The organism is Bradyrhizobium sp. Tv2a-2 (assembly GCF_000472425.1).
Taxonomy (GTDB): Bacteria; Pseudomonadota; Alphaproteobacteria; order Rhizobiales; family Xanthobacteraceae; genus Bradyrhizobium.
In genome coordinates, this window is the sequence record NZ_AXAI01000030.1 from 1 (window position 1) to 25,202 (window position 25,202).

Annotated in this window: 26 protein-coding genes, 1 tRNA gene and 1 pseudogene; 15 read left to right on the forward strand and 13 right to left on the reverse strand. The window is 62.1% G+C overall.

The window, feature by feature from the left end; all coding sequences use genetic code 11:
• The first annotated feature begins 317 nt into the window (after positions 1-317).
• On the forward strand, positions 318-1,193 hold the full coding sequence (locus A3AI_RS0136405; RefSeq protein ID WP_024520238.1) for a Bug family tripartite tricarboxylate transporter substrate binding protein: 876 nt from the start codon (positions 318-320) through the stop codon (positions 1,191-1,193).
• Between the two features lie 134 nt (positions 1,194-1,327).
• Positions 1,328-1,519, forward strand: a complete 192-nt coding sequence (locus A3AI_RS0136410; protein WP_024520239.1) for a hypothetical protein — start codon at positions 1,328-1,330, stop codon at positions 1,517-1,519.
• Positions 1,520-1,535: 16 nt separating this feature from the next.
• On the opposite strand, the gene A3AI_RS0136415 is transcribed toward A3AI_RS0136410, so the two are convergent.
• Positions 1,536-1,775 carry a hypothetical protein gene (locus tag A3AI_RS0136415; RefSeq protein WP_024520240.1) on the reverse strand — a complete coding sequence of 80 codons (240 nt, stop codon included), beginning with the start codon at positions 1,773-1,775 and terminating at the stop codon, positions 1,536-1,538.
• Between the two features lie 244 nt (positions 1,776-2,019).
• Here A3AI_RS0136415 and A3AI_RS0136420 point away from each other — a divergent pair, with 244 nt between their 5' ends.
• The gene (locus tag A3AI_RS0136420) at positions 2,020-3,033 is read left to right on the forward strand and encodes an NHL repeat-containing protein (protein ID WP_036050960.1); all 1,014 of its coding nucleotides are present in this window, start codon (positions 2,020-2,022) and stop codon (positions 3,031-3,033) included.
• A 90-nt stretch (positions 3,034-3,123) separates the two neighbouring features.
• On the opposite strand, the gene A3AI_RS0136425 is transcribed toward A3AI_RS0136420, so the two are convergent.
• Positions 3,124-4,614: an aldehyde dehydrogenase family protein gene (locus A3AI_RS0136425; protein WP_024520242.1), complete on the reverse strand. Its 1,491-nt coding sequence runs from the start codon at positions 4,612-4,614 to the stop codon at positions 3,124-3,126.
• A 115-nt stretch (positions 4,615-4,729) separates the two neighbouring features.
• On the opposite strand from A3AI_RS0136425, the gene A3AI_RS44200 reads away from it, so the two are divergent.
• The gene (locus A3AI_RS44200; protein WP_036050963.1) at positions 4,730-5,815 is read left to right on the forward strand and encodes a substrate-binding domain-containing protein; all 1,086 of its coding nucleotides are present in this window, start codon (positions 4,730-4,732) and stop codon (positions 5,813-5,815) included.
• 275 nt (positions 5,816-6,090) lie between these two features.
• Here the strand turns inward: A3AI_RS44200 and A3AI_RS0136435 are convergent, their stop codons facing one another.
• Positions 6,091-7,527 (reverse strand): NAD-dependent succinate-semialdehyde dehydrogenase, encoded by a 1,437-nt coding sequence (locus A3AI_RS0136435; protein WP_024520243.1) that lies wholly within the window; start codon positions 7,525-7,527, stop codon positions 6,091-6,093.
• Positions 7,528-7,795: 268 nt separating this feature from the next.
• Between A3AI_RS0136435 and A3AI_RS0136440 the strand changes: the two genes are divergently transcribed.
• The gene (locus tag A3AI_RS0136440) at positions 7,796-8,545 is read left to right on the forward strand and encodes a glutamine amidotransferase (RefSeq protein WP_024520244.1); all 750 of its coding nucleotides are present in this window, start codon (positions 7,796-7,798) and stop codon (positions 8,543-8,545) included.
• Positions 8,546-8,550: 5 nt separating this feature from the next.
• Here A3AI_RS0136440 and A3AI_RS0136445 read toward each other — a convergent pair whose 3' ends face one another.
• The 5 genes and pseudogenes from A3AI_RS0136445 to A3AI_RS0136465 form a co-directional block, all read right to left on the reverse strand.
• Positions 8,551-10,284, reverse strand: a complete 1,734-nt coding sequence (locus tag A3AI_RS0136445) for a cytochrome c biogenesis protein DipZ (RefSeq protein WP_024520245.1) — start codon at positions 10,282-10,284, stop codon at positions 8,551-8,553.
• Between the two features lie 131 nt (positions 10,285-10,415).
• Positions 10,416-10,580: pseudogene (locus A3AI_RS50375) on the reverse strand (aldo/keto reductase); the annotation flags it as partial.
• A 166-nt stretch (positions 10,581-10,746) separates the two neighbouring features.
• A complete protein-coding gene (locus A3AI_RS0136455) occupies positions 10,747-11,514 on the reverse strand; it encodes a substrate-binding periplasmic protein (RefSeq protein WP_024520247.1) in 768 nt (255 codons plus the stop codon).
• 39 nt (positions 11,515-11,553) lie between these two features.
• Positions 11,554-11,925, reverse strand: coding sequence for a c-type cytochrome (locus A3AI_RS46730; RefSeq protein WP_245287033.1), 372 nt, complete (start codon positions 11,923-11,925; stop codon positions 11,554-11,556).
• Between the two features lie 96 nt (positions 11,926-12,021).
• Complete coding sequence (locus A3AI_RS0136465; RefSeq protein WP_024520249.1) at positions 12,022-13,737, reverse strand: pyrroloquinoline quinone-dependent dehydrogenase; 1,716 nt, start codon at positions 13,735-13,737, stop codon at positions 12,022-12,024.
• A gap of 472 nt (positions 13,738-14,209) precedes the next feature.
• Here A3AI_RS0136465 and A3AI_RS0136470 point away from each other — a divergent pair, with 472 nt between their 5' ends.
• Entirely contained in the window at positions 14,210-14,584 is a 375-nt protein-coding gene (locus A3AI_RS0136470; RefSeq protein WP_024520250.1) for a winged helix-turn-helix domain-containing protein, read from the forward strand.
• A gap of 87 nt (positions 14,585-14,671) precedes the next feature.
• Here A3AI_RS0136470 and A3AI_RS0136475 read toward each other — a convergent pair whose 3' ends face one another.
• On the reverse strand, positions 14,672-15,052 hold the full coding sequence (locus A3AI_RS0136475; RefSeq protein ID WP_024520251.1) for a hypothetical protein: 381 nt from the start codon (positions 15,050-15,052) through the stop codon (positions 14,672-14,674).
• A gap of 180 nt (positions 15,053-15,232) precedes the next feature.
• Between A3AI_RS0136475 and A3AI_RS0136480 the strand changes: the two genes are divergently transcribed.
• The 3 genes from A3AI_RS0136480 (at position 15,233) to A3AI_RS0136490 (ending at position 17,490) form a co-directional block, all read left to right on the forward strand.
• Positions 15,233-16,639: an aldehyde dehydrogenase family protein gene (locus tag A3AI_RS0136480; RefSeq protein WP_024520252.1), complete on the forward strand. Its 1,407-nt coding sequence runs from the start codon at positions 15,233-15,235 to the stop codon at positions 16,637-16,639.
• A 65-nt stretch (positions 16,640-16,704) separates the two neighbouring features.
• Entirely contained in the window at positions 16,705-17,265 is a 561-nt protein-coding gene (locus A3AI_RS0136485; RefSeq protein ID WP_024520253.1) for a DUF2478 domain-containing protein, read from the forward strand.
• A 149-nt stretch (positions 17,266-17,414) separates the two neighbouring features.
• Positions 17,415-17,490: transfer RNA gene (locus tag A3AI_RS0136490), tRNA-Ile, on the forward strand.
• On the opposite strand, the gene A3AI_RS50380 is transcribed toward A3AI_RS0136490, so the two are convergent.
• On the reverse strand, positions 17,447-17,674 hold the full coding sequence (locus A3AI_RS50380) for a helix-turn-helix domain-containing protein (RefSeq protein ID WP_084801164.1): 228 nt from the start codon (positions 17,672-17,674) through the stop codon (positions 17,447-17,449). The genes A3AI_RS0136490 and A3AI_RS50380 overlap by 44 nt on opposite strands.
• A gap of 32 nt (positions 17,675-17,706) precedes the next feature.
• On the opposite strand from A3AI_RS50380, the gene A3AI_RS0136500 reads away from it, so the two are divergent.
• Positions 17,707-18,141, forward strand: a complete 435-nt coding sequence (locus A3AI_RS0136500; protein WP_024520255.1) for a hypothetical protein — start codon at positions 17,707-17,709, stop codon at positions 18,139-18,141.
• 614 nt (positions 18,142-18,755) lie between these two features.
• The gene (locus A3AI_RS50385; protein ID WP_502685786.1) at positions 18,756-19,118 is read left to right on the forward strand and encodes a DUF3551 domain-containing protein; all 363 of its coding nucleotides are present in this window, start codon (positions 18,756-18,758) and stop codon (positions 19,116-19,118) included.
• A 587-nt stretch (positions 19,119-19,705) separates the two neighbouring features.
• On the opposite strand, the gene A3AI_RS0136510 is transcribed toward A3AI_RS50385, so the two are convergent.
• Entirely contained in the window at positions 19,706-20,281 is a 576-nt protein-coding gene (locus A3AI_RS0136510) for a carboxymuconolactone decarboxylase family protein (RefSeq protein ID WP_024520257.1), read from the reverse strand.
• Between the two features lie 274 nt (positions 20,282-20,555).
• Between A3AI_RS0136510 and A3AI_RS0136515 the strand changes: the two genes are divergently transcribed.
• From A3AI_RS0136515 to A3AI_RS0136525, 3 genes are read left to right on the forward strand one after another with little or no spacing between them, the layout of a single operon-like run.
• Positions 20,556-21,383 carry an NHL repeat-containing protein gene (locus A3AI_RS0136515; RefSeq protein ID WP_024520258.1) on the forward strand — a complete coding sequence of 276 codons (828 nt, stop codon included), beginning with the start codon at positions 20,556-20,558 and terminating at the stop codon, positions 21,381-21,383.
• Positions 21,384-21,394: 11 nt separating this feature from the next.
• Positions 21,395-22,318: an alpha/beta fold hydrolase gene (locus A3AI_RS45585; protein WP_024520259.1), complete on the forward strand. Its 924-nt coding sequence runs from the start codon at positions 21,395-21,397 to the stop codon at positions 22,316-22,318.
• Positions 22,315-22,716, forward strand: a complete 402-nt coding sequence (locus A3AI_RS0136525) for a hypothetical protein (RefSeq protein ID WP_024520260.1) — start codon at positions 22,315-22,317, stop codon at positions 22,714-22,716. The genes A3AI_RS45585 and A3AI_RS0136525 overlap by 4 nt, the downstream gene beginning before the upstream one ends.
• Positions 22,717-22,730: 14 nt before the next feature.
• Here the strand turns inward: A3AI_RS0136525 and A3AI_RS0136530 are convergent, their stop codons facing one another.
• On the reverse strand, positions 22,731-23,897 hold the full coding sequence (locus tag A3AI_RS0136530; protein ID WP_024520261.1) for a patatin-like phospholipase family protein: 1,167 nt from the start codon (positions 23,895-23,897) through the stop codon (positions 22,731-22,733).
• An 89-nt stretch (positions 23,898-23,986) separates the two neighbouring features.
• Positions 23,987-24,220: a hypothetical protein gene (locus A3AI_RS0136535; protein ID WP_024520262.1), complete on the reverse strand. Its 234-nt coding sequence runs from the start codon at positions 24,218-24,220 to the stop codon at positions 23,987-23,989.
• A gap of 102 nt (positions 24,221-24,322) precedes the next feature.
• Here A3AI_RS0136535 and A3AI_RS0136540 point away from each other — a divergent pair, with 102 nt between their 5' ends.
• Positions 24,323-25,201: a LysR family transcriptional regulator gene (locus A3AI_RS0136540; protein WP_024520263.1), complete on the forward strand. Its 879-nt coding sequence runs from the start codon at positions 24,323-24,325 to the stop codon at positions 25,199-25,201.
• Position 25,202: the final 1 nt, after the last annotated feature.

The window sequence follows — 25,202 nt, forward strand, 5'->3', positions numbered from 1 at the left end:
AAATCTCCTCTCGTTCAGAGAGCGTAAGCGCCTGCTTGGCGCGGTGCCGAACCGGTGGACGAATGCCACCCGTTGGCGAAATCACGGAAAAAACTGACGACGATGCCCGGTCAAATCGACGTCCGATGGACCTCATGGACTCGCCAGCCTGCCAGCGATCCCAGATCTCAGACCGCTGAACCGCAGAATAATAGATGCTACGTCGCCGCTTCATGCCCACACTCCATCTTTTGCTAAAAGATTAGAGTGTTGCACCGACCGGTTGAGTCCACCCTTACGCGCCGGCCCGCGCTGCCGACACCTATCCCAGCCGCCCCGTGCATTTCATCAACGGCTTTGCCGCCGGCGGCCCTGTCGATACCGTGGCGCGCATCATGGCGCAGTGGCTGTCGGACCGCCTCGGCCAGCAGTTCATCGTGGAGAACCGCACCGGCTCCGGCGGCAATATCGCAGCCGCCGCCGTGATCAGCGCACCGCCGGACGGCTACACCGTGCTGTTCGTCGGCGCCAACAATGCAATCTCGACGTCGCTCTACAAGCACCTGCCGTTCGACTTCCTGAACGACACCGCTCCGGTCGCAAGCTTCATGCAGTTGCCCAACATGTTCGTGGTGGCGAATGCGATGCCGGTCAAGACCGTGGCCGAGTTCATTGACTACTGCAAGACCAACCCCGGCAAGATCTCCTTTGCCTCCTCCGGCAACGGCACCTCGGTGCACCTGTCCGCGGAATTGTTCAAGGCGATGACCAAATGCGACATGCTGCACGTGCCCTATCGCGGCTCGGCCATGGCCTATCCCGACATCATCTCCAACAAGGTGCAGCTGATCTTCGACAATTTGCCCGGTGCGCTGGAGCAGGCCCGCGGCGGCAGCGTGCGCGCGCTCGGCGTCACCTCCAGGGAACGCTGGCCGGGCGTCAACAACGTGCCCGCAATCGCCGAGACCGTGCCCGGCTTCGAGGCGCTGGGCTTCTACGGCATGGTCGCGCCCAAGGGGACGCCGCCCGATATCATCGACACCCTCAACAGGGCGGTCAACGAGGCGCTCAAGGACCCGAAGCTGGTCGCGCGGCTCTCCGATCTCGGCGGCCTGCCGAAGCCGATGAGTTCTGCCGAGTTCGGCAAGTTCATGGCGGACGAGACCGGGAAATGGCGCAAGGTGGTGGACTTCGCGGGCGTATCGGTGGATTGAGGGGGACGATGGTGATCTTACCGCCTTAGATGAACGTCGTTGCCATCACTTTGCCTCCAAGGATAGTGACCAATGCGCCGCCCGGGACTGCGGGCGTGCCGTCGCCGCCCCCTTGAGGAGCCCTGTCGGAAGCCGTGAAGAAACTTTCAAGGGTCGTCCTCCTCAGCGGAGGGATCGCGGCCGGCGGCGCCGTTCTCAAGCTTGGCGTACGTCAGGCGGTGACGTTTGAGGATCTCTGGTCAGTCATCGGCGGCGGACTGATCGTGCTGGGCGCCGTGCTCATCATCGCCGCGCTTGCAAGCCGGAAGGACCTGCCGACGCGCTGACTGGCGCCGGCAGCATTCATCTCGACTTCCGCTGCGACTCGCGCTGCGACGCTTGTGCCTCGATCAGCTTCGCGGTGCAGTCGTTGCAGATCAGCGCACATTCGTCGGAGACAATACCGAGCTTGAGGTCAAGGCCGACTGCGGTGGCCTGATCCGATATGTCCGCGATGATACCGTCGCAGCATTGGCATCTCAGCAGCCGCTCCGATGCCGGCGGTTCGGCGACAGCGCCGGCGAGATTTCTGTGGCGGGTCATCTTCGTTGACTCTTCAGTTCCGGCCTGCGGCTTTCGTTCGCGTGCTTCCGGTGACATGCTTCCGGTTACACGCTTCCAGTTTACACGCTTCTCTTGCGCTATATTCTATCGTATATATCGTATGCGGCAAGCCCGACCGACGAACATTCGGCCTCGCGCCTGCAAGACGCTTTGAAACCCCTGGCCGGCTGACAGCCGCTGAGGCAGCGCCTCATGCATCCCCCCTCCACCAGGAACCTCGACCATGAAAAAACAAGACAGCGCCGCATTGCGCCCGCTGATACAGGGAGACTTGCTCAAAAACCGTCGCGCGCGTGCTGCGGGCGCGACATCACTGGCTCTCATGCTCGGCATCGCCTGCGGCGTGGCCGCACATGCCGAGACAGCGCCGGTCGCACTTGCCGACAACAGCTTTCCGGAGAGCCTGACATCGACCAGCGACGGCACGCTCTATGCCGGCAGCTTCAATCACGGTGGTGTCGTGAAGGCAGCGCCAGGCGGCAAGGCCGAGACCTTCATCAAGCCGGGCGACGGCGGTAGCCGCTCGGTGCTCGGCGTGCTCGCCGACGAGAAGAGCGGCACCCTCTATGTCTGCTCCAACGACCTCAGCGCCATGGGCGTCGAGGGACCGGGCGACGGCAAGGGCGCATCGCTGAAGACCTTCGATCTCAAGACCGGTGCGGCGAAAGGAAGCTTCCCGCTCAAGGATGCGAAGTCGCTCTGCAACGATATCGCGGTCGGCGGCGACGGCACCGCCTATATCACCGACTCCTTTGCCCCCTATGTGTACAGTCTCAAGCCCGGCGCGACCGCGCTCGACGTCTGGGCCACCGACGCGCTGCTGGCGCCGGCAAAAGACGGCGTCGGCCTCGACGGCATCGCAGTCGGCTCCGACGGCGATCTCTATGTCACGACCTACATTCCGGCAAAGCTGTTCCGGATCGCGGTCAAGGACGGCAAGGCGGGTCAAGTCACCGAGCTGAAGCCGTCGCGCGCGCTGGATCATGCGGACGCGATGCGTGCACATGGTGATGGCTTCCTGCTGATCGAGGGCGCCGGCCGGCTCGATAAGGTGACAGTCAAGGGCGATCAGGCCGAGATCGACGTGATCAAGGACGGCCTCGCCGAGCCGGTCTCGGTGACGGAGATCGGCGACACCGGCTGGGTCGCGGAAGGCAAATTGTCCTACCTGATCGGCGACAACAAGAAAAAGGACCCCGGCGCGTTCGCGCTCAAGCCGGTGGCGTTGCCGAAATAACGAGTGGTCGTGCCGTCCGCTCGAGACAAAAACGAATATGACGCGAACCCTGCGGTTCGCGTCATATGGTTTTGAAGCTTGCCGCGCAGCCTAGACATTCAGGTTCATCCAGACCGCCTTCGGCTCGGTGAAATTCTCGATCGCCGCGGTGCCATGCTCGCGGCCGAGGCCGGAGTCGCGCTCGCCGCCCCATGGCAGCCGCACATCCGTATAGCCATAGGTGTTGATCCAGACCGTGCCGGCCCTTGCCTTCTTCGCAAAACGCTGAACGCGCCCCATGTCGCGGCTCCAGACGCCGGCGGCGAGGCTGTAGGCCGTTCCGTTGGCGATCCTCAACGCATCGGCCTCGTCCTTGAACTTGATGACGCTGACCACGGGCCCGAAGATTTCCTCCTGCGAGATCCGCATCTCATGCCTGACATTGGCGAAGACCGCCGGGCTGATGAAATAGCCTCGATTGCCGACGCGCTCGCCGCCTGTCGTCAGCAAGGCGCCTTCCTTCCGGCCGATGTCGACATAGTCGAGGATGGACTTCATCTGCTTCTCGGAAATGACCGGGCCAAGCGCGGTGGCGCGATCGGCGGGATCACCCATTCGGATCGCCCCGGCGCGCGCGGTGAGCCGCTCGACGACCTCGTCGTAAACTGCTTCCTGGACCAGCACGCGCGAGCCGGCCGAGCATACCTGCCCGGCATTGAAGAAGATGCCGGCCGCCGCGGCCTTCGAAGCAGTATCGAGATCGGCATCATCGAAAATGACATTGGCGGACTTGCCGCCGAGCTCGAGCGAGACGCGTTTGAAATTGCCCGCCGCGCCCTTCATGATGCCGCGACCGACGCCTGGCGATCCTGTGAAGGTCACCTTGTCGACATCGGGATGGTTGACCAGCGCCTCGCCGACGGTGCGTCCGGGGCCGGTGACGATGTTGAGCACGCCCGGCGGCAGGCCCGCTTCAAGTGCGAGTTCACCGATGCGCAACGCGGACAGCGATGTCAGCTCGGCCGGCTTCATCACCACCGTGCAGCCGCATGCGAGCGCCGGCGCGAGCTTCCACATGCCGATCATCAGCGGGAAATTCCAGGGCACGATCGCAGCCACCACCCCGACCGGCTCGCGTACCGTGTAGGTCAGCGCATCCTCGCGGGTCGAGACGACGTCACCGCTGATCTTGTCGGCCCAGCCGGCATAGTAGGTCAGCGTATCAATTGCGGCGGGGAAATCCTGCCGCAGCACGGCGGCGACGGGCTTGCCTGCATCCAGGCTCTCGATCTCGACGATTTCGTCCGCATGCTGTTTCAACAGCTCCGCCCATTTGAGCAGGATATGCCCGCGCTCGGCGGCGCGCATGGTGCGCCACGGCCCCTCGAAGGCGCGACGAGCTGCAGCTACCGCAGCGTCGACATCGGCCTCATTGCCTTCGGCGATCTTGGCAATGACCTGTTCGGTCGCAGGATTGAGGGACTTGAAGGTTCGGCCCGAGGCCGAGGCCACGCGCCGGCCATCGATCAGGAGCTGTTGCTGGGGTCTTGCCAGAAACGCGGCTGCCGGCGTCTCGCGCGAGTAGTCATATGCAATCGACATCATATTTCCTCCAACTCTTGTTACTCAAGGTAGGAGGATATTTGCTGCAGTAAATATGATATCCTGTGCCGATGGCTCACCTATATATGAAGTCAATTTCACAAGAGTGCACACGATGTTGAACATCGAGATCGAGACGGTCTGGCGATTTCACAAGGAAGGCAGCCCGCAGAACGTCGTGGTAATGCTGGGCGTGCTCAACGAGATCCGCAAAACCGGAAAGATCGCGAGCGCCGCGAACGACGTACATCTCTCCTACCGGCATGTCTGGAACCTGATCGAGCAATGGTCGGCATTTTTCGGCGTGCCGCTGGTCGAGACCCAGCGGGGCAAGGGCTCGCGGCTCACGCCGTTCGGAGAGAAACTGGTCTGGGCCGGTGAGCGCATGCGGGCGCGGCTCGGGCCTCAGCTCGAAAATCTCGCGCAGGAGCTGGCAACCGAGATCAAGCCGTTCCTGCAGCAACGCCCGTCGGTGATCCGGGTTCATGCCAGTCACGGCTTTGCTGTCTCGAAGCTTCGCGAATTCCTCGATCGCGAGCCCGGCATCGGCGTCGACCTGCGTTATGTCAGCAACCAGCATTCACTGGCCTCGCTCGCGCAAGGCGCCTGCGACCTCTCAGGCGTGCATCTGCCGCACGGCGAACTGCGCGCGCAAGGCATCAAGGCCTGCAGGGAATGGCTCGATCCGCGGGAGGATCGCGTCATCAATTTTGTCACCCGCGAGATGGGCCTCATGGTGAAAAGCGGAAATCCGCTTCGCATCAAATCGCTGCAGGACGTGATCGATCGCAAGGCGCGCTTTGTCAATCGCGATCACGATTCCGGCACGCGATTGTTGTTCGACCAGCTGCTTGCTCTGCACGAGATCGACGAGAGCCGGATCAACGGCGCCCAGCAAATCGAGTTCACCCATGCTGCCGTGGCCGCCTATGTCGCTAGCGGGATGGCGGATGTCAGCTTTGGCGTCGAGGCGGCCGCGCGGCAATTCGGCCTCGATTTCATCCGGTTGCTCACCGAAGATTATGTCTTCGTCTGCAAGCGCGCGTTCCTGGAGACCGAGGCGATGCGACGCATCCTCGAGATCATCAGGAGCAACGCGTTCCGAACCGCCGTCGCAACGCTGCCGGGCTACACTCCGTCCGACATGGGCGAGGTCAGCGGCGTAAAGGCATTCCTGGACAAGATGCACGGCGATCACTGATGCCAGGGAAGCTTGCGTTGCATCTTGATCCGCCGGAATGTGCAGAGCAAGCTCGGCGAAACACGGCCAGTGGACCGATTTTCAAGCCTCGCCACGTTCGCGAATTAGCCCCTCGGTCCATTGCAGAGCATGCATCATCCGGCCGGACGATGCATGCTCCGGGATTGCCGACCTAAAGCGCGACGAGATTTGGTCGAATCGTCATCGCGCGCTTTAGGTCTTTGATTGAGCATGATCTTTCCGGAAAACCGCTACACACTTTTCCGGATCGTGCTCTAGACTCCGGTCTGCGTAATGAACTTGGTATTGAGATAGGCTTCGAGTGCCTCGGAGCCGCCCTCCGACCCGTAACCGGAATCCTTGATGCCGCCGAACGGCACTTCTGGCAGCGCCAATGCGAAGCTGTTGATCGACATCATGCCGGCCTCGACCACCGCCCCGATCGCGCTCGCCGTCTTGGCGGATCTGGTGAAGGCGTAGGAGGCGAGACCGAACGGCAGCCGGTTGGCTTCCTCGGCAGCGTCATCGAACTTCGAGAACGGCGAGATCAGCGCCAGCGGCGCGAAGGGCTCCTCGCTCATCGCGCGCGCCGATTTCGGCACGTCGGTGACGACGGTCGGCTCGAAGAAGTAGCCCTTGTTGCCGACGCGGTTGCCGCCGGTCGCGACCTTCGCCCCTTTGCCGACCGCATCCTGCACCATGGTTTCGATCGCCGTGACACGCCGGTCGTTGGCGAGCGCGCCCATCTTTGACTCGGCGTCGAGACCGTTGCCGACCTTGATCGACTTGGCACCGTCGACGAACTGCTGGATGAACTTGTCATAGACGCCTTCCTGCACCAAAAACCGTGTCGGCGAGATGCAGACCTGACCGGCGTTGCGATATTTGGCGGCGACCATGATCTTGGCCGCGGATTCGATGTCGGCGTCGTCGAACACGATCACCGGCGCATGACCGCCGAGCTCCATGGTGACGCGCTTCATATGCTGCCCCGCCAAGGCCGCGAGATCCTTGCCGACCTTGGTCGAGCCGGTGAAGGAGATTTTGCGGATGGTCGGGTGCGGGATCAGATATTCGGAGATTTCCGATGGCACGCCGTAGACCAGGTTGATCACGCCGGCCGGCACGCCGGCATCGGCAAACGCCCGGATCAGTTCGGCGGGAGAGGCCGGCGTTTCTTCCGGCGCTTTCACGATGATCGAGCAGCCCGAAGCCAGCGCCGCGCTCATCTTGCGCACGACCTGGTTGATCGGGAAATTCCAGGGGGTGAACGCGGCCACCGGCCCGACCGGCTCCTTGAACGCCATCTGGTAGACGCCCGGCGCGCGCGCAGGGATCAGGCGGCCATAGGCTCGCCGGCCCTCCTCGGCGAACCACTCGATAATGTCGGCGGCCGCCATCGTCTCCATCCTGGCCTCGGCCAGGACCTTGCCCTGCTCCATGGTCATGATGGTTGCGATCATGTCGGCCCGTTCGCGCATCAGCTCGGCGGCCTTGCGCATGACCTTGGAGCGCTCGTAAGCCGAGACCACGCGCCAGGCCTTGAACCCCTTGTCGGCCGCCGCCAGCGCCTCGTCGAGGTCAGCCTTCTCGGCATGGGCCACGGTTCCGACCGCCTCCTCGGTCGCCGGATTGAGCACCGGAATGGTCTTTCCGGAAGCGGCGGGACGCCATTTTCCGTCGATGAACAACTGGACGTTCGGGTATTTCATTGGGCTCTCTCCGATTGAATAGCGTTCCTTCCGACGCGCGGAGAACAGCACGTCCGACGGCTCCATTTCAAGGGGGCGGTGAAGCCTCAATTGACCGAGAGCCCGGCGGCCCCCGGATATCGAAGGCTGGACGGTATTCCCCGAAATGCACTATATAACTTTGAATATAACGATCGGAATGACGGCGAATGGCGAACCCGGAGGCGCTCACGACGTGAGAACGGATTGCGCGCGTCAGTCACGACCCTCCCCACACAGGTTATGTGCAGTGAACCTCTTCCAACGATCCGCCGTCGCTCTGCGCCACGTGGCATTCGAAGATCTGGGACTTCTTGCGCCCATCATGGATCGCGAAGGGTGGAGCGTCTCGTTTTGCGAAGCGGCGGTCGACGATCTCACGCACCGCTCGATCAGAAACGCCGAGCTGCTGATCGTTCTCGGCGGGCCGATCGGAGTCTACGAGACGGACGACTATCCTTTCCTGAGCTCCGAACTCGCATTGATCGAATACAGGCTGTCACGCGATCTTCCGACGCTCGGCATTTGCCTTGGCAGCCAGCTCATGGCCAAGGCGCTCGGCAGCCGTGTGTTCAAGGGCCCGATAAAGGAGATCGGCTGGGATACGATCGATCTGACCGATGAAGGCAGAACATCCTGCCTGGGAGCGTTTCAAGGTGATGACGCTGTTGTCCTGCATTGGCATGGAGATACGTTCGATCTGCCCCGCGAGGCCAAGAGATTGGCCTCGAACCGGAATTACGAGAACCAGGCGTTCGCGTACGGGCGCAATGCGCTTGGGCTTCAATTCCATCTGGAGGCAGACCCAAGGCAGCTCGAGGAGTGGTATGTCGGCCATACGGTCGAGCTCGCCGCCGCGCAGGTCTCGATTGCGGGTCTGAGAGCGGCCACACAGCAGCACAGGAATGGCCTGGCACCTCGCGCAGATCGCGTGTTCGGCGACTGGCTCCGCCGGATCAGTCCGTCCGGCTTGCGCTTTGAAGCGAAGCTGACGTCGTGACCCGTTCAGCCGAAAGTGAATGCATAGGCCTGCACGCCCGGATCAAGAAAGCGGATTTCAAATGTGTGATCCCTGACTGCTCCCGGAGAACGCACGAGCTGATACAGGCGCTGCGTCGTCACCAGGCCATTGCCTTCGGCATCGGCATCCATGCCGTGCGCATCGCCCGGTGCCTTGCCGTCGATCGTGATCCGGAAGCGGATGTTGTTTCCCTCCGTCGATGGGCCGAGCACGAGATGCAGGTCGCGCGCATGGAAGCGATAGACGATGCTGCCGCCCTTCTCGTCGAGCTGCGCCCGCTCTTCTCCGACCGTCCATTTGCCAGTCAGTGACCAGTCGTTGAGCTGTGGTTCTCCAGCCGCATAAATGTGGCTTTGGTCCTGTGCCACACCACCAGGCGATACGAACCTGTCGCCCCGGTCGTAGCCGATATAGGTCTCTGGCGAATTGACGTCGTCCTTGTGGGAAGCGGCTTCCGCGCCCGATGCATTCACGGCGACAATTCCGGTCGGCACGTTCTTGTTGCCGGCGTCAGTCAGCATCCTCTGGATGACCCGCTCGGATTCCGCATAGTCGCCTTCACCAAAATGGTGATGACGAACCTTGCCGTTGCCGTCGATGAAATAATGCGCCGGCCAATACTCGTTCTCGAACGAGCGCCAGATCTTGTAGTCGTTGTCGATGGCGACGGGATAGCCGATATTGAGCGTTGCGATGGCGTTCTTCACATTGTCGACATTGCGCTCAAAGGCGAATTCCGGCGCGTGGACCCCGATTACGACCAGGCCGTGGTCGCGATATTTCTCGGCCCAGGCGCGGACATAGGGAATCGAACGCAGGCAGTTGATGCAGGAATAGGTCCAGAAATCGACAAGGACTACCTTTCCCTTCAGCGCCCCCAAGCTCAGCGGCGGCGAGTTCAACCATTCCTGGGCGCCGGCAAGCGAGGGCGAGATGTCCTCGACGGGCAAATGGGCCTCAGCCTGCCCCGATGGCTCGGCCGCCTCCGCCTTTTGATGGGGACGAAGCTTGTCGAGCAGGCTCTGCTCCAACGCAGTCGTGCTGCCGAGCGACACGTTGGTCAGGAAGCCAGTATCGAGACCAAGCGCGATCGCGACGACAGCGACCAGCACGGCAGCTCCGAGACCGCGGCGAATCCACTCGCCCGCGCCGATCGATTTCTTCATTGCGGCAAAGACGCGCCCGCCGAGCAGAAGCGCCAGCGCCAGTGAGGTCGCCGCACCTGCGGCATAGGTCAGAAGCAACAGCGCCGTCCCGACGTTTGCGCCCTTCAGGGCGGCACCGGTCAGGATCAGGCCGAGCACGGGACCGGCGCATGGCGCCCAGAGAAAGCCGGTGGCAATACCGAGCACCAGCGGTGCCAGAAGCGTCTCCTCTCCCGCGTGCTCCGCCGATTGCGACAGCCGCGCGCCAACGGCAACCAGCGGCCGCATCAATCGATCGGCCAACCCGGGTAAAAGCAAGGTCAGCCCGAACAGCGCAAGCAGGACCAGCGCCGCCACCCGCCCATATTGATTGGCTGAGACGACCCAGCCGCCGGCGACCGAAGCGAAGCTCGCGACGACGGCAAAAGCCAGCGTCATGCCGACCAGCATTGGCAGCCCATTGCGCATGAACGGACGATCGGCGCGCGCCAGAACAAAGGGAATGACCGGCAGGATGCACGGGCTGACGATGGTGAGGACACCACCCAGATAGGCCAGAACGAACAGGATCATGTGCGGATCACTTATATCTGTGATTTCAACTTATCGCGACCGTGTCGATCAGGTGCTCCACCTTTGCGCCGACGATCGGCGAGGTCACGCCCTCTTTCTGCAGCACCCAGGCCAGCGCGACCTGCGCCCGGGTTGAGGTGGTCCTGCATGCTCACGAACTCGGTCCAACCGTCCGTGCGCGATGTATAGATCGCCTTGGCAGACTGCCAAGCGTTCATATTGGAGCCGCCGACAGAGCGCGCCTTGTCGGCATTCACGACGTCGTGAAGGGCTTCTGGCATCTCCTCGATCGGCACGGCCGGATGCCAGCGATATCTGCTCTCCGGACAGCCTCAGCCACGTTGAATGCGGAGGCGCGGCTGGCCTGCTCAGCCTGGAGCTTTGTCGAACAGTCCATCGTGAAGCGGTTCGAAGCCAAGCTGGCCGGCGACCTCGACACGGTTGCGCGTCGCTGCAGCGCAGCTATTTCGGCGCCTGCAGCGTGACGCCATAGCGCCGGTAGATTTGCTCGACCGTGCCATCGTCACGCAGCTTGGAAAGCGCAGCATCGATTGCGGCACGCAACGCATCGTCGGGACGGACCATGCCGACGGCGACGTTCCAGTTGAGATCGGCCTCGCTCTCGTCGCGGTCGAGGATACGAACCGCCTTGTCCGGATGGGTCAGGTTGAAATAGCTCGCCATCGTCGGCGTGACCGCAGCCGCGTCGATCTCGTGGTTGGTCAGTGCATCGAGGCTGTCGACCTCGAAGCCGAATGTCGATGTCGGCACATGCCGTTGGCCGATGATCATGGCCGCTGTGGATCCGACCTGCACGCCGACCTTGGTGTGCTCGTCGAGGCTGCTGAACGAGGTGAGCTTGCTTGTCGCGGGGACGGCGAGAGCTACGCCCGTGCGATAATAAGGCTTTGAAATCCGCAAATTGGTTTCGCCCTGCGCCTCGCGGTCGGCGATGACATCCAGCACGATGTCGCAGCCGGCGCTGCGCAGCTGATACTGGGTAATGATCCAGTCGAGCCGCAGCGAAACGCCGAGCTCGCGGGCCAGCGCCTGCCCCAGTTCGACCTGGAAACCGGGAGGGTCGCCGGCCTTGCTCGCAAACGGCAGCGAATTGGGGTGGGCGCACAGACCGAGCGCGCCAGACTCACGGATCGCGTCGAGCGATCGCGCCTCTGCCTGACCTGCCAGTCCGATGGCCGCAGCAGCCAGCAGCGGGAGAATGGCCTTCATTGCATGTCTCCTGAAGGGACAGTCGCAGCTCCACGGGGCTCAACCCTCGTGCGGCTTGAGATCCCGGATATATTTGATGATCTGGTCGATCTGCGCATCGTTGAACAGCGAGCCGAACGCAGGCATCGCGCCTTCCTTGCCGTTCTTGATGCGGTTGCGAATGAAGTCGTCGTTTCGTTGCGTGTTCATCAGTTGCGGCCCCTTGCCGGCCGCGCGTCCGCCGTCGGAGTGGCACCAGCCGCAGGTCGTCGCGAACAATTGCGGGACGTCCAATGACGCATTGTCAGGCGTGGTGTTTGCGGACTGCGCCAGAGCCGGCATCGCCGAGCCCAACGACATGGCCAGCAGCGCCGGAAGCAGCATGCCGGGATTTGGTTTCATCGAGGTCAGATTCAATCTTCGCAGGTTCATTTTCGCGGATTCATTTTTGAAAGGGCCGCAATCGCCGCATTCGAACGCGCAGGGAGCGGGCTTAAAGCCCGCTCCCCGGCAGATCGATGAAAACGCCTATTTCAGGCTGTAGACGATGAGCGCGCCGTCGTCGCGCGGCATGCTCTTGTAGACGCCGCCGAAGGTCGGCGCGTAGTCATCCGACGCCATGCCGCCGAAGCCCGCAACCACCGCGATGTATTGCTTGCCGTTGACCGCGTAGCTGACGATGCCGCCCTGGTGGCCGGTGCCGTCCGAATGGTTCCACAACTCGGTCCCGGAATCGGCATCATAGGCATGAAGGATGCCGCGCGAGTCGGGCACGAACACGAGATTGCCGCCGGTCGACAGCACGCTAGCAAGCGGCGGCTCTGGGAAACGTACCTCCCACTTCTTGGCGCCGGTGATGGGGTCGCGCGCATCGAGATGACCATAGATCTCTCCGCCCGGGGGCGGCGCGATCTTGAAGTCGGCGCCAATGTTGAGCTGGGCCTGGGGCGCAACGATCGGGGTCGTCTTCATGACCTCGAGCGTCATGCACCATTCCTGGCCGAGCTTGTAATACAGGCCCGTCTTCGGATCGTAGGAGCCCGCGTTCCAGCTGACGCCGCCGGAAATATGCGGACATAGCGGTTCGGAGACCTTACCTGCGGAGAAGTCCCTGCGGCCGATCAGCTCGCCGGTCTTGGCATCGATGTTCTTGACGAAGTTGCTGTTCTCGGTGATCCGCCAGACGTTCTTCACGCCCGCATTGCGATCATAGACGAAGATGTATCCGCTCTTGTTGGGATGCACGACGTATTTCTGGCCGTCGCGATCGAGCATCACGAACTCGCCGACTGCGCTGTCGAAGTCCCAGGCATCGTGTGGCAGCTCCTGATGGTAGAATTTCAGCTTGCCGGTCTCGACGTCGAGACCAATCACGGAGCTGGTGTAGAGATTGTCGCCGGGGCGCGCGCCCTGCGTCTTGTAGTCCGCGCCCGACCAGTCATAGAGCGGCGCCGGGTTGGCGGTACCCCACCAGATGGTGTTGGTCTCGTTGTCGTAGGTGCCAGGCATCCAGCCGCCGCCGCCGCCGGTGCGCCAGGCGTCATTGCCCCAGCTCTTCATGGCATCGTCTGTGCCGGCGACCGTGAGGAACTCCCACTTCTTTTTGCCGGTTGCTGCATCGACGCCGAAGATCGGTCCGCGTCCGGGCCATTCGCCGCCCTGCGAGCCGATCACCACGGTGCCCTTGGCATAAAGCGGCGCGCCGGTGAAGCCAACCGTGAGCTTCTGGGAATCCACCAGCTTGGTGTCCCACATGACCTTGCCGCTCTTCATGTCAAGCGCAATCAGCCGGCCGTCCATCGTGCCGACATAGACCTTGCCCTCGCCGATCGCCACGCCGCGGTTATAGGGCGAGTGTGTCTGCCGCGCGATCAGCGCTTCGTCGAGCTCCGGGAAGTAGGACCAGATCACCTCGCCGGTGGCGCCGTTCAGCGCAAACGTGCGGCTGTAGGAGCCGGTGTAGTAGAGCACACCGTCGGCCACCAGCGGCATCGATTGCAGGCCGCGCGTGGAGCGGCCCGGGATATGGATCCAGGCCACGCCCAAATTGCCGACATTGCCGGTGTTGATCTGGGCCAGCGGAGAGTAGTGATAGGACTTGTAGGAGCCGTGATAGGTCAGCCAGTCATTCTGGCCGCCGGCCTCGATACGAGCCGTATCCACCGACTGGGCAAAAGCGGACGACGCGGCAAGCGTCGCCGCAAAGACAATAGGCAAGGTAAAAGAACTCGGCTTCGTCTTCATAGGGTCTCCTCCGATTCGCTTTTTTATGTACGGTCACTGCATTGCGGACCGCCGCGCGTGATCGGTCACCGATACGATCGATCTCGTGCCGCGCTCCTACAATCTGGATATTGCTTGCAACGATTTGACGATGATGGCGGTGTCGCTGGTCCGCGATGCAAAGCGCGTCGCCGAAAGGACCCGCCAGCTTCCCTACCCCTGTGCGAAGCGTTGGTTGACATCGCAACACTCCCCGAGGCCCGTTGATTCGAACGCAGGCCCGGATTTATTTTTCTGGATCATCCCGACGAAATGTGGCGACACGAGGCCGCTTCGCAAAGCGGACCAGCGAGGATTGGCACGCAGCATGCCCCAGCGGGACCGCCTCGCGCACCGGATGCATGACCAGGACAGGATATCCAAGGCCTTCATCTTGTTCGAAAAACGCTTCGGTGGCAATCTGCCTTCCGATCGCAGGAGCGAAACATCTTCCATGTCAAAACCGGGTGCCAGATCGACCCCACATCTAAGCCTTCGCATCGATCTTGATGCCGAGGAGCGGATCGGGCCGGGCAAGATTCAATTGCTGGAGCACATCAGGGACTTCGGCTCCATCTCGGCCGCGGGACGGGCGATGGACATGTCCTACAAGCGAGCCTGGGACCTGGTCGAGGAAATCAACCGCATCTGCGGCCATGCTGCAGTTGCGCGCCAGACCGGCGGCAGGAATGGCGGCGGCGCGATGCTGACCTCCTTCGGCACCTCGCTGGTTGCGCGCTACCGCAAGATCGAGCGCGACGCCGCGCGCGCCGTCCGGAAGGATCTGCAGGCGCTGCGGACCGATATCGGACGCTCGCGCAAGGCCTGATCCCGTTGGCCACCAGAGCACGACGTCCTCGCCTGCGGGAGCCCTCTGCGTCCTCCTATCGGTTGCGTCGTGGCACATCCGAGGATGCTAGTTCATCCGTAATGTCTGGTCTGGTCCGGACTGCGCCATCAGCGCCTCGCCGAGCTCGCTTTGCTGCTCGCGGGGAACGGCGAAGCATACGCTGAAGCCGTCCTCGGTCTGCAGGGTCACCATGCGCTGGGTCTGGTCCGTCGATTGCTCCACGGTCCACGACGCCAGCGGATAGGCGTACCGCAGGCTCTCGTCGCCATAGCGGGTCTGCAGCGCCTTTTGCAGCAGCGTCGGCAAGGTGATGACCAGCGCGCCGACCTGCTTCAGCGAGAGGCGGATGGTCGCGGGATTTCCCGCGGCATCGACGAAGCCGAGCGAGATGGCGTCGCCGTCGTCGGCAACCCCGCATGTCGTGAGCGCCTGGGCGTCGATCTCCATTGCCGGCTCCGCGCAAATTTCCACGTTATATTCATCACGATATATCGATCTGAGGGGCTGCGTCCAGCCCGCTTTTTTGAACTGTTCCAACGGATCGGCGTGGTCAGCCGGTGTTTTCGCGTGATATGTACTCAGATATAACGAGGTCTCAACGGCCCGTTCTCAAGGGAGCAAAGCCAAATGAGCGAATACAGCCTTCTCATCGACGGCAAGATGGTGCCCGGCGACCAGACCATGCCGGTTCTCAACCCCGCAACCGAGGAAGTTCTGGCGCAGTGTCCGCGCGCCTCCAAGAGCCAGCTTGACACGGCGGTCGCCGCGGCCAAGGCAGCCTTCCCGGCCTGGGCGGCGACGCCGATCGAGGAACGCCGCAAGCTCGTGACCAAGATGGCCGACGTCATCGAAACCAATTCGTCCGAGCTCGCACGCCTGCTCACCTCGGAGCAGGGCAAGCCGCTCGCTGACGCCACCGGCGAAGTGCTGGGCATGGCCGCCTTCTTCCGCTATCTCAGCTCGCTCGAACTGCCGATGCGGGTGATCGAGGCGTCCGGCGATCGTCGCGTCGAAGCCTATCGCCGTCCGCTTGGTGTCGTCGGCGCCATCATTCCCTGGAACTATCCGCTCCTGATCCTGAGCTTCAAGCTGCCGTCGGCGCTGCTCGCGGGCAACACGCTGGTGGTGAAGCCGGCCCCGACCACGCCGCTGTCGACGCTGCTGTTTGCCAAGCTGGTCAAGGACATCCTGCCGAACGGCGTGCTCAACGTCATCACCGACGCCAACGATCTCGGCGACCATATGACCAAGCATCCCGACATCCGCAAGATATCGTTCACGGGCTCGACCGCGACCGGCCAGAAAGTGATGGCGAGCGCCGCGCAAACGCTCAAGCGCATCACGCTCGAGCTTGGCGGCAACGACGCCGGCATCGTGCTCGACGACGTCGATCCCAAGAAGGTCGCGCCCGGCATCTTCGAAGGGGCGTTCCAGAACTCAGGACAAGTCTGCCTCGCCATCAAGCGGCTCTATGTGCACGAATCCGTCTATGACGAGATCTGCAACGAGCTGGTTGCGATCGCCAAGAACACCGTGGTCGACGACGGCTCCAAGCAGGGCACCAAGCTCGGGCCGCTGCAGAACAAGATGCAGTACGAGAAGGTCAAGGCCTTCCTGGAAGATGCGCGCAAGAACGGCAATGTCATCGCCGGCGGTGCGGCGATGGACCGGCCCGGCTATTTCATCGAGCCGACCATCGTGCGCGACATCAAGGAAGGCTCCCGCCTGGTGGACGAGGAGCAGTTCGGCCCGGTGCTGCCGGTGATCAAATATTCCGATGGCGATGACGTGATCCGCCGCGCCAACGCCACCACCTACGGCCTCGGCGCTTCGGTGTGGTCGTCCGACACCAAGCGGGCGCATGAGGTCGCAAGCAAGATCGAGGCCGGCACGGTCTGGATCAACAAGCATCTCGACATGGCCCCGCACATTCCGTTCGGCGGCGCCAAGCAGTCGGGCATCGGCACGGAGTTCGCCGAGGAAGGGCTTGCCGAGTTCACCCAGCTGCAGATCATCAACGGGCCCCCGGCCTGACCGACACGCGCGGTCGCGGCGGCGCATATCGCCGCGATCGCCTTCTCACAAGAACGAGATGGGCCATGTTCGACGCACAATGCGACCTTGCAGCCCTGGTCTATGATGCTGATCAGGACCCCGATTCGATCCTGCGCGATTTCGCTGGGGATCTGAATGCGCGCGGCTTTCGGGTTGTCGGCCTGGTGCAGGCCGGCCAATGTGCCGATTCGAGCCTGTCGGCGGTGCTGATCCACAGCGGCGAGAAATTATCGCTGGCGCAGGATTTCAACCCGGCCGCCACCGGTTGCAAACTTGATCTCGACCGGCTCCGGAATGTCGGCGAACGGGTCGCCGAGGCGCTCGCCGCGGGTGCCGACCTGTTGATCATCAACCGGTTCGGCAAGCGGGAGCGCGAGGGCAAGGGCCTCGGCTACCTGATCGAGCGCGCGCTCGACGCTGATATTCCCGTCGTCATTGCGGTCTCAAGCCAGCGTTTCGCGGACTGGATCAAATTCGCCGACGGCATGTGCGTGAAACTCGGCTGCGAGCGCGAAGCGCTCAGGGAATGGTGGCACAAGATCGCCATCCGTTATCCCGCCGGGCCTGGTCGGGAACGGGACACGGTCTGCGAACTCCTCAAATAGCCGGCTTCGGCGCCGGCTCCGAATAAGCGCGGGACGGACCGAACCGGGGCAAACGGGTCGAATTTGCCCCGGGGCCCGGCGGTCCCTCTTGGCATTGCACCGCGGCGGCCGAGCCTGTAAACGGAGCGCCACCACCGGGCCCACCCCGGGGGCCTGTAGCTCAATGGTTAGAGCCGGCCGCTCATAACGGTCTGGTTGCAGGTTCGAGTCCTGCCGGGCCCACCATTTGCATTACCCTGAGATGATGGCCCCGAAACTTGTGGCCACGCTGCGCGCCAGCCTTTCTGATCCATTGCCGGATCGTTGGCTCCGGCCGCCCGAATACAACGGCGAGCTGCTTTTGCAGCGCGCCCTGGGAATAGAGGCGCACGCATTTCGCCCTCTGCTCCGCCGTGGCATGTACTGTCATGAGAACATTTCCATTGCTGGTGGCTATGTTGGATGATCCAGCGCACAATCATCGGCGCAAATTACTCGCTGATCTCAGTTCGAAGGCGAATGCAACAATCAGGCTCGCATGCTGAGCTCAAAGACAAAAAGCCCCCGACCCTAACAAGGGCCGGGGGCAAATCTTTATGGCGGGTCCTGTTACTTTTTGAACGGCAGGCATTTTCGAAGAATGAGGCGACGAAGCCCGCCATCGCCGCCATGGGCGTGTGCTTTCAAGCCAGAAACGGGCCCACAATTATTGGTTGCTGGCTATTGGTCCGACACCGGTCCGGTGCAAACGCTTCGAGACCGACGCAGGACGTGGTCGATACCGCAATGATCTTCGTCACGCTCACCAATGCGATATGGACTTGTGCCAATTGCCAGATGGACGAAGAAGAAAAACCGACAGAGGTCCGCCGACTTCGATGGACGCCTGCGGCGTGAGCAGGGTGCTCTGGTTTCTGGATGCACAACGATCAAACCGTGATGTGCATGCGAGGATTGGGCTGGGGGTCACTGCAATGCTGATCTCGTCAGCTCCAGCAGCATGATGCGGCGAAGCCGCGATCGATCATAACTGATTTACACCACGCTCGATTCGCATCCCTACAGCAGATTAACAAAACCTTGCATCGTTGAACTCGCACGCTTGAGGCGATTGGGCGAGGCTGACCTCGAAATGAAAGGACAGCACTCAAACAGCACTCCAAGCGAAAGGACAGCATATGAACCAGCTGAAAGAGTCTTCGATCTTGTCGTCACGACGCCGTTGCTTCGCCACGTCGGTGCCGATCGATTCGACCCCGATACGAAATTTGCTTACCGCAGTAAGGAACAAGATGGAGAGCGCCGCAGGCCTGATGCCGGCTCCGCGGTTAAACTGCAAAGGGGCCGGATTAGTCGCACTCGCATTGCTAGCCATGCCTCCCGAGGGCCTCCGGGCTGCTCAGCCAGAACGCTCCCCATTGGCAGCTACCTCGCCAGCCGAGGCCGTGCATCCGTATGAGTATTGCCGCTTTTTAACCAACGGCCGCGTTCGAAACTGCGAGTACAGCAGCATGGCGCAATGCAAGGCTTCGTCGAAACAATGCGAACGCTATCCGTTTTTGGAGTACTGCCTCATAACCCCCAGTGGCCAGGCTCAGCGCTGCGACTTTGATACCATGGCTGAATGCCAGGCTACGACTTCGGGACTTGCTGGTAGTTGCCAACGCAGTCCTTATTTGAAGAGCCCAGAAGTGCCGAGAGCCACCGTTTTGAAGAGCCCAGAAGTGCCGAGAGCCACAGCCAAAAGCGGAAATTCACCAACGCGCAAGGTGGCGCGGGCCGCAAGTCATGCTTGCCATCCCGCCTCCTCGTGCCATGGAAGCGCGCGAATGTCTCCGGCGTCGGGACGGGTATTTACGTCAGCAAATTTTTGAGATGCTGGACTCGTACTTGAGGCTTGCTCAAAGGGTCTGCGGGCCGCCCAACATGGGCGGCTTTTTTTGATAAACTAAGTTATTGCCGTTTCACGACCTGCTTCAGTTCGCTGAGCCGCGTCGAGCAACCAGATCGATGGTGGGACAATGGCCAATTGCCACTGCAGCTGTCCCAGCGAACATGGCAAAGCGCATCTTGCGTATCGTCTTCTCCTCTGGGCTTGCATTAACTCATCTCGGCCATGTTGAGATACAACTACCGGGTTTGTAGCAGGTGTTAATCGTCGCTTATTTAAAGAAAGCGATGCAAGGCCGAACAAGCGCCTCGTTGCCAGGGCGTAAAATTATGTTGAAACTCGCTGCTGAGAGGGCCCGGCCCTGGTATTTGACACCTCCAATCGGCGGAACCTGATGCGGCCGCGCCATTACGGGTAACCGTTCGAAGTCCCAAGCTCATAGAAAGGCATCGGATTTTCACGCTGCTGCCGAAGCCCGCGACCGCCCCCGGGACGTCTTCCTATCCTGGCGCCCGTCATAGCGACGGCTGCGAGTGCCGCCCCCGCCCGGGGGGCGGCCGCGATCGGAGATCAGGCTGCCGGCCTCAGCTTGCCAGGGGCGGTCCATTCGGCACCCTTCATGAAGGAGTCGTTCGGCGTCTGCGCGAGATGGTTCGTGTAATTGGAGATAAGCTTCGTGGCGCCAAGTACGAGCAGGTCGAGCACCGCGCGATTGTCGTATCCGGCCGCCCTGAAGGCGGCGACATCGGCCTCGCTTACGAAGCCGCGCTGCCGCGTGATTTTCGCCGCGAACTGGCGTAGCGCCTCGAGCTTGGGATCTGCGATCGGTCGCCCCTCGCGTACGGCCGCGATCGTATCGTCGTCGACCTTTGCCATTCGCGACAGATTGGTGTGGCCCGCCATGCAATAGGTACACTCGTTTTCGTAGATGATTGCGAGATACGCGATGTTGCGCTCCTGAGGCGCGAAGCCGGTCTTCTCGGCGATATCCCATAGGGTGTTGTAGGCCTCGAGGGCGGCGGGACTCTCAGCCAGTACGCGATGGAGATTTGGCACGAAGCCCCAGGCTTTTTGAACGCCGTTAAGAATGTCGGCCGAAGCCGGTGCTGCAGTGGACGCGTCATGAAGTGTGAAGCCGTTGATCATTTGCATTCTCCCGTTTGAGAAGTATCGAACTGACTTCCGGACCCTGCTCGATTCCCTCTCGCATCGGCAGAGATGTCGAGGTGATAGGATTCATTCCCCTTAAGAATACGACTGACAATCGAATGATGGGTAAGGCCGTATTGCTCATTCGAGACGCGCGCACCATTCCAGTCCGGAATAATTGCTATGCTCAAATCGAAGCTGGCGGGTATCGATCGCCTATCATACGACCGCGGGGCTTAGCGTCGTAACGGCCGCACCGACAGGAACTCCAATGGTTCTCCTCGTGACAAGCGCCTCGGGCGCGAACGGTTCGGGTTATGGCAAGCTCCTGGCGTTCGATGGGGATGGAGAACTGCTCGGACCTTTCAGCGAAGACGCTCGGATCGTCGATCCTCGCGGCGTCGGCGTCGACGGCACTTTGCTGTACCTCAACAGCGGCTCGAACCGCGTTCTGGCGATCAACAGCAAGGGCCAGGTAGTGCGCGAGACCGGCGAAATCCCCGGGCTGAACCCGGGTGGCGGCAACTTTGGACCCGATGGCCGATACTATGTCGGATTGCGCGCTGCACGAGCGATCATGGCGTTCGCGCCGACGCTCGAGGGGACAGGCGAGACTGTGCTTCCGCCGGCGGTGGTGCCGTTCCCACGTGGGTTCGCGTTCGGACAAGACGGCACATTCTTTCTCGCGTCCGGCATTGGCCCCGGCGGCGAAGGCGACAACACCATTCTCGCGTTCGGTCCGGAACGAAAGATCAACGACTCTTGGAAGGTCGAAGATTCGGAGCTCAGCCCGCTCGACCTTACGATCGCACCGACCGGAAACGTGGTCGTTAGCAGTGAGCATCCGTTCGGAAGTCCGGATGCAGTATCGACCATCCGCGAATACGATCGGACCGATGGCCATCTCGTTCGCGTCCTTGCCCCGGATCGCGGGACTCAATTCAGGAGGCCGCGCGGCCTACGCTTCGGGCCGGACCGAAAGCTGTTTTGCGTGGCCCAGGACGAAGTCGTCGCGTTCGATTTCGCGACAGGCGAATCTCTGGGCCCCGTGGTCAGGCTGCCGGGACTCAACGGCCAGGCCGTGATTTTCTTTGGATAGGGAGGAAAAGGATGGGCACATCGGGATCGGTGCAGTGTTTCACGCACGAGCAATGGCCGTACGAGCCGAAATTCGAGCGCGTCAACGGCTGGCGCATGCACTACATCGACGAGGGCGCCGGCGATCCGGTCGTTCTCCTGCACGGCAACCCGGCTTGGGGATTTCTCTACCGGAAATTCATCAAGCCGCTGACCGCCGCCGGCAGGCGCGTGATCGTTCCGGACATGATCGGTTTCGGCCTGTCCGAGAAGCCCGTCCGCGAACAGGCCCACACACTCGACGGACACATCGCCAATCTGACCGGCCTCCTGCGGCAGCTCGATGTGCGCAACGCGACCATGGTCTGTCATGATTGGGGCGGACCGACCGGCCTCGGTTTTGCCCTATCGAATCCGGACCGCGTCCGCGCCCTGGTCATCATGAGCACGTGGGCGTGGCCGCTGCCTCCAGCCGAATTCCACAAACGGATCTTCCCATGGCGTATGATGCATGCGCCCCTCGTCGGGCCCTATCTTCTCGGACGTCACAATGCGCTTGCAGGTCGCGGGATGTATCTTTCCGTCGTCGACCGCAAGAAATTCAAGGCCGAGGCCCAGAGCGTCTATGAGGGCATACTGCCGGATCCGGGATCGCGTCTACTCACCTGGACCTGGCCGCGTTGGATACCGCTTGACGGAGGCGCGCGCGGCCTGGCCCGCTTCGAATGGCTCGAACGCGAACTGAGGAAGTCGAAATTCCCAACGCTGCTGGTGTGGGGGCGGGAAGACGAGGTCTTCGATTACAGGACGTTCGCGACGCGCTTCAAAGAGCTCTTGCCACACGCCGAAGGACCCGAACTGGTGACGGGCCGGCACTTCTTGCAGGAGGACTCCGGCGAGGAGATCGCCACCAAGATCAACCGTTTCCTGGACCGCATCGGGGGAAAGCAGCCATGACAGCGATTCACGTCATCGAAAATCCGACGCTTGAAAACAAGAGAAGAGTGCTTGTGCTCGCGGAAGACCGCGTCGGGCACTACCCGGAATTTCGAGAATTCTTCGTCAAACAGTTCGCCCTCGCTGCGAACGGGCTGTCCCGTCCCGGCTACGTGCAGGCTCCCTCGGGAATGGTCTACGCGCTCGTCTTCATCGGCCGCAGCGGAGAACCTTTTCCCGACGGGATCGAGGTCTACGCCCTGCCCGACGCGCTGGAGCCGCTGAACGGTGCGGAAGTCGACGCTGATCTTTGGGCGTTGCTGAGCTGGATGATCGCAGGCGTCGGCGGCGAATGGCGCGCCGAGGACCTGGATGCCACCGGCCGGCTGTACCAATTGAGCATGGCAGCAAGCGCGTGATGGCGCGCGGCCGCTCATTCGGCCGCGAGCGCCGTCAAGTCCTTGGCCTCGTGAAGGATGACACCCGATAACGGGTCGAACTGGCCGGCCCAAGGCTTGCGAGCGAGCACGGCCTTGGTGTGCGCGTAGCCTGCGTCCCAACGCCGCTTGATTCCGGCCTGACTGAAATCGATATCCTTGGTGTGATCCTCGTGGTCCAACTGCGGCGCGAGCAGTTGGACCACATGCATGCGGGTCTGGCAGCCATAGCCTAGCAATTCCGCGACCTCCCGCTTGTTGCGCTCGCTTTCAGGCAGCCGTGATACGAGTTCGTTGATGACATGACGCAGACGATGCGTTTGCTGATGGCGCGCGATCTGGCTCGCGATGCGGCTGGAATACTGCACGTCCTTGTGGCGGTTGAAGACATCGGCCATCGTCGTCGGCTCCGCCCCCACCGGATTCCAAAGATGGACCGAGAAGATCACCGAGTCCTTTCTCGGATTGTCGTCGAACACCGCCTCGGTGGGCGTATTGGAAAGAATGCCGCCGTCCCAGTAGAGTTCGCCGTCGATGCGCACGGGCGGAAAGGCGGGCGGAAGGGCCCCCGACGCCATGATATGCCTGACGTCGAGCCTGCCGTCACGGGTGTCGAAATAGCGCATCTGGCTGGTTCGCACATGCGCCGCGCCCACCGTCAGACGCGGCCTTCCCTGATTGATAAGGTCGAAGTTCACCAGCTCGGCAAGGGTGTGCTCGAGCGGGGTGGTCGAATAATAGCCGGCGCGGTCGGCACCCAGCGGAAAAGCTTCACCGGCATGAGCAAGCGGGTTCGGCGTGAAAAAGCCGGGAATGCCCTGGGTCAGCGTGCTCCATTGCGACCAGCGTCCGTCCAGTCCCGGGAACGTGCCCCGAAAGCCCCAGTGCGGGACGCGTTGCACGCGGTTCCAGAACGCGTGCAGCCGCTCGAATCGGTGCTCCGGCTCGTTTCCGGCAATGAGACTCGCGTTGATGGCGCCGATCGAGGTCCCGATGATCCAGTCCGGCTCGATCCCTGCTTCCTGCAGTGCCTGATAGACGCCGGCCTGGTAGGACCCCAGTGCCCCGCCTCCCTGGAGCACCAGAACGATCTGGCCCGGCAATTCGGTACGAACGCTGCGCGGACGAAGCGCAGAATGAGAAGATTCGGTCAGTCGCTGCATTCGAGGCCTCCTTGCGCCTGCCGCCCTTGTTTCAATGCCCAGCGAGGCCGTGTCAATCCAGCCGGTGGTCCACGGGTGGGCCGCCCCGCCTATCCACGTCCATGGAAAATGCAACGCAGCAGCACCTCAAGATGCGGCGCAGCAATGATGACGATGCCTGCCACGGCGCTACCTGTCATCGCATAGGCCATTAGCCCTTCCCTCGCCGTTCCGGACAGCGCCTGGGCCGCCTCGAACGCGATGGCTTTCGCGCGAGCCATCCGACCAGCATTGGGGGTGGCAGTTTGGACCAGCATTGCGGTCCGCTTTTCGTAGGTGTTCATCGCTTTTCTCCCCGGCGACACTGACGCCTACAGAGATGGCCAATTCCAACGTGGCATGGCAGATAGGGGGAAGCGATATCGCTCATTCCTGCGGAGAATAGGATGGATCGTCTGGCTTCGATGGAGACATTCGTGCGGGTTGTTGAAACTGGCTCCTTCTCCGGAGCGGCGCGGCAGCTTCGGGTTGGGCAGCCGGCCGTCTCCAAATCGGTCGCCCAGCTCGAGGAGTACCTCGGGGTCAAGCTGCTGACGCGCTCGACCCGCGGGCTCGCCCCGACTGAAGCTGGGCTCGGTTATCTCGAGCGCGCCAGACGGGCACTGGAGGAAGCCGCCGAAGCCGAGCTTGCGGCGCGAGGAGCGGGAGCTGGCCTTAAGGGCCGTCTGCGCGTCTGCGCTGCTGTCACATTCGCTCGCATCCATCTCATTCCAATCTTGCCGAAATTCCTGGCGCAGCATCCGGAACTGGAACTGGAGGTGGTTCTCGACGATCGTCAGATCGACTTGGTCCAGGAGGGGATCGATGTGGCTCTGAGGATGGGAAGGATGATGGACTCCGCGCTGACTGCTCGCCGGATCGCGAAATGCAAGCGTTTCGTGCTGGGCACACCTGCCTACTTCGACCGCGCGGGCACTCCGTCTACGCCAAGCGAACTGAGCAAGCATCAGGCCATCGTCTATCTCCGGGAAGGCAGCGTTTGGTCGTTCCAGCGCGAAAGCACCGAGCTGGCATTGACCATTCAGAGCCGGTTGCGGGTGACAGCTGCGGAAGGCATGAGAGCAGCCGTGCTCGCCAACGCGGGAATCGCCATCGCCTCGGAATGGATGTTCAGCCCCGAACTGCGATCGGGCGCCGTCCGCGCCGTCCTGAAGGAGTGGAGTCTTCCTGCGCTCGAGCTGTGGGCCGTGTTTCCGACCGGGCGCGCCGCGACGACAAAGGCACGGGCGTTTGTGGATTTCTTCGAACGAACATTTGACGCCTAGC

Coding starts and splice junctions, on each gene's coding strand:
- A3AI_RS0136485 (WP_024520253.1), top strand. CDS start 16,705: ATGTTCGACGCACAATGCGACCTTGCAGCCCTGGTCTATGATGCTGAT.
- A3AI_RS0136540 (WP_024520263.1), top strand. CDS start 24,323: ATGGATCGTCTGGCTTCGATGGAGACATTCGTGCGGGTTGTTGAAACT.
- A3AI_RS44200 (WP_036050963.1), top strand. CDS start 4,730: ATGTTGAACATCGAGATCGAGACGGTCTGGCGATTTCACAAGGAAGGC.
- A3AI_RS0136445 (WP_024520245.1), bottom strand. CDS start 10,284: ATGATCCTGTTCGTTCTGGCCTATCTGGGTGGTGTCCTCACCATCGTC.
- A3AI_RS50380 (WP_084801164.1), bottom strand. CDS start 17,674: ATGACAGTACATGCCACGGCGGAGCAGAGGGCGAAATGCGTGCGCCTC.
- A3AI_RS0136425 (WP_024520242.1), bottom strand. CDS start 4,614: ATGTCGATTGCATATGACTACTCGCGCGAGACGCCGGCAGCCGCGTTT.
- A3AI_RS50385 (WP_502685786.1), top strand. CDS start 18,756: ATGGCGCAATGCAAGGCTTCGTCGAAACAATGCGAACGCTATCCGTTT.
- A3AI_RS0136525 (WP_024520260.1), top strand. CDS start 22,315: ATGACAGCGATTCACGTCATCGAAAATCCGACGCTTGAAAACAAGAGA.
- A3AI_RS45585 (WP_024520259.1), top strand. CDS start 21,395: ATGGGCACATCGGGATCGGTGCAGTGTTTCACGCACGAGCAATGGCCG.
- A3AI_RS0136515 (WP_024520258.1), top strand. CDS start 20,556: ATGGTTCTCCTCGTGACAAGCGCCTCGGGCGCGAACGGTTCGGGTTAT.
- A3AI_RS0136470 (WP_024520250.1), top strand. CDS start 14,210: ATGTCAAAACCGGGTGCCAGATCGACCCCACATCTAAGCCTTCGCATC.
- A3AI_RS0136480 (WP_024520252.1), top strand. CDS start 15,233: ATGAGCGAATACAGCCTTCTCATCGACGGCAAGATGGTGCCCGGCGAC.
- A3AI_RS0136530 (WP_024520261.1), bottom strand. CDS start 23,897: ATGCAGCGACTGACCGAATCTTCTCATTCTGCGCTTCGTCCGCGCAGC.
- A3AI_RS0136535 (WP_024520262.1), bottom strand. CDS start 24,220: ATGAACACCTACGAAAAGCGGACCGCAATGCTGGTCCAAACTGCCACC.
- A3AI_RS0136475 (WP_024520251.1), bottom strand. CDS start 15,052: ATGGAGATCGACGCCCAGGCGCTCACGACATGCGGGGTTGCCGACGAC.
- A3AI_RS0136420 (WP_036050960.1), top strand. CDS start 2,020: ATGAAAAAACAAGACAGCGCCGCATTGCGCCCGCTGATACAGGGAGAC.
- A3AI_RS0136455 (WP_024520247.1), bottom strand. CDS start 11,514: ATGAAGGCCATTCTCCCGCTGCTGGCTGCTGCGGCCATCGGACTGGCA.
- A3AI_RS0136465 (WP_024520249.1), bottom strand. CDS start 13,737: ATGAAGACGAAGCCGAGTTCTTTTACCTTGCCTATTGTCTTTGCGGCG.
- A3AI_RS0136500 (WP_024520255.1), top strand. CDS start 17,707: ATGATCCAGCGCACAATCATCGGCGCAAATTACTCGCTGATCTCAGTT.
- A3AI_RS0136415 (WP_024520240.1), bottom strand. CDS start 1,775: ATGACCCGCCACAGAAATCTCGCCGGCGCTGTCGCCGAACCGCCGGCA.
- A3AI_RS46730 (WP_245287033.1), bottom strand. CDS start 11,925: ATGAACCTGCGAAGATTGAATCTGACCTCGATGAAACCAAATCCCGGC.
- A3AI_RS0136510 (WP_024520257.1), bottom strand. CDS start 20,281: ATGATCAACGGCTTCACACTTCATGACGCGTCCACTGCAGCACCGGCT.
- A3AI_RS0136435 (WP_024520243.1), bottom strand. CDS start 7,527: ATGAAATACCCGAACGTCCAGTTGTTCATCGACGGAAAATGGCGTCCC.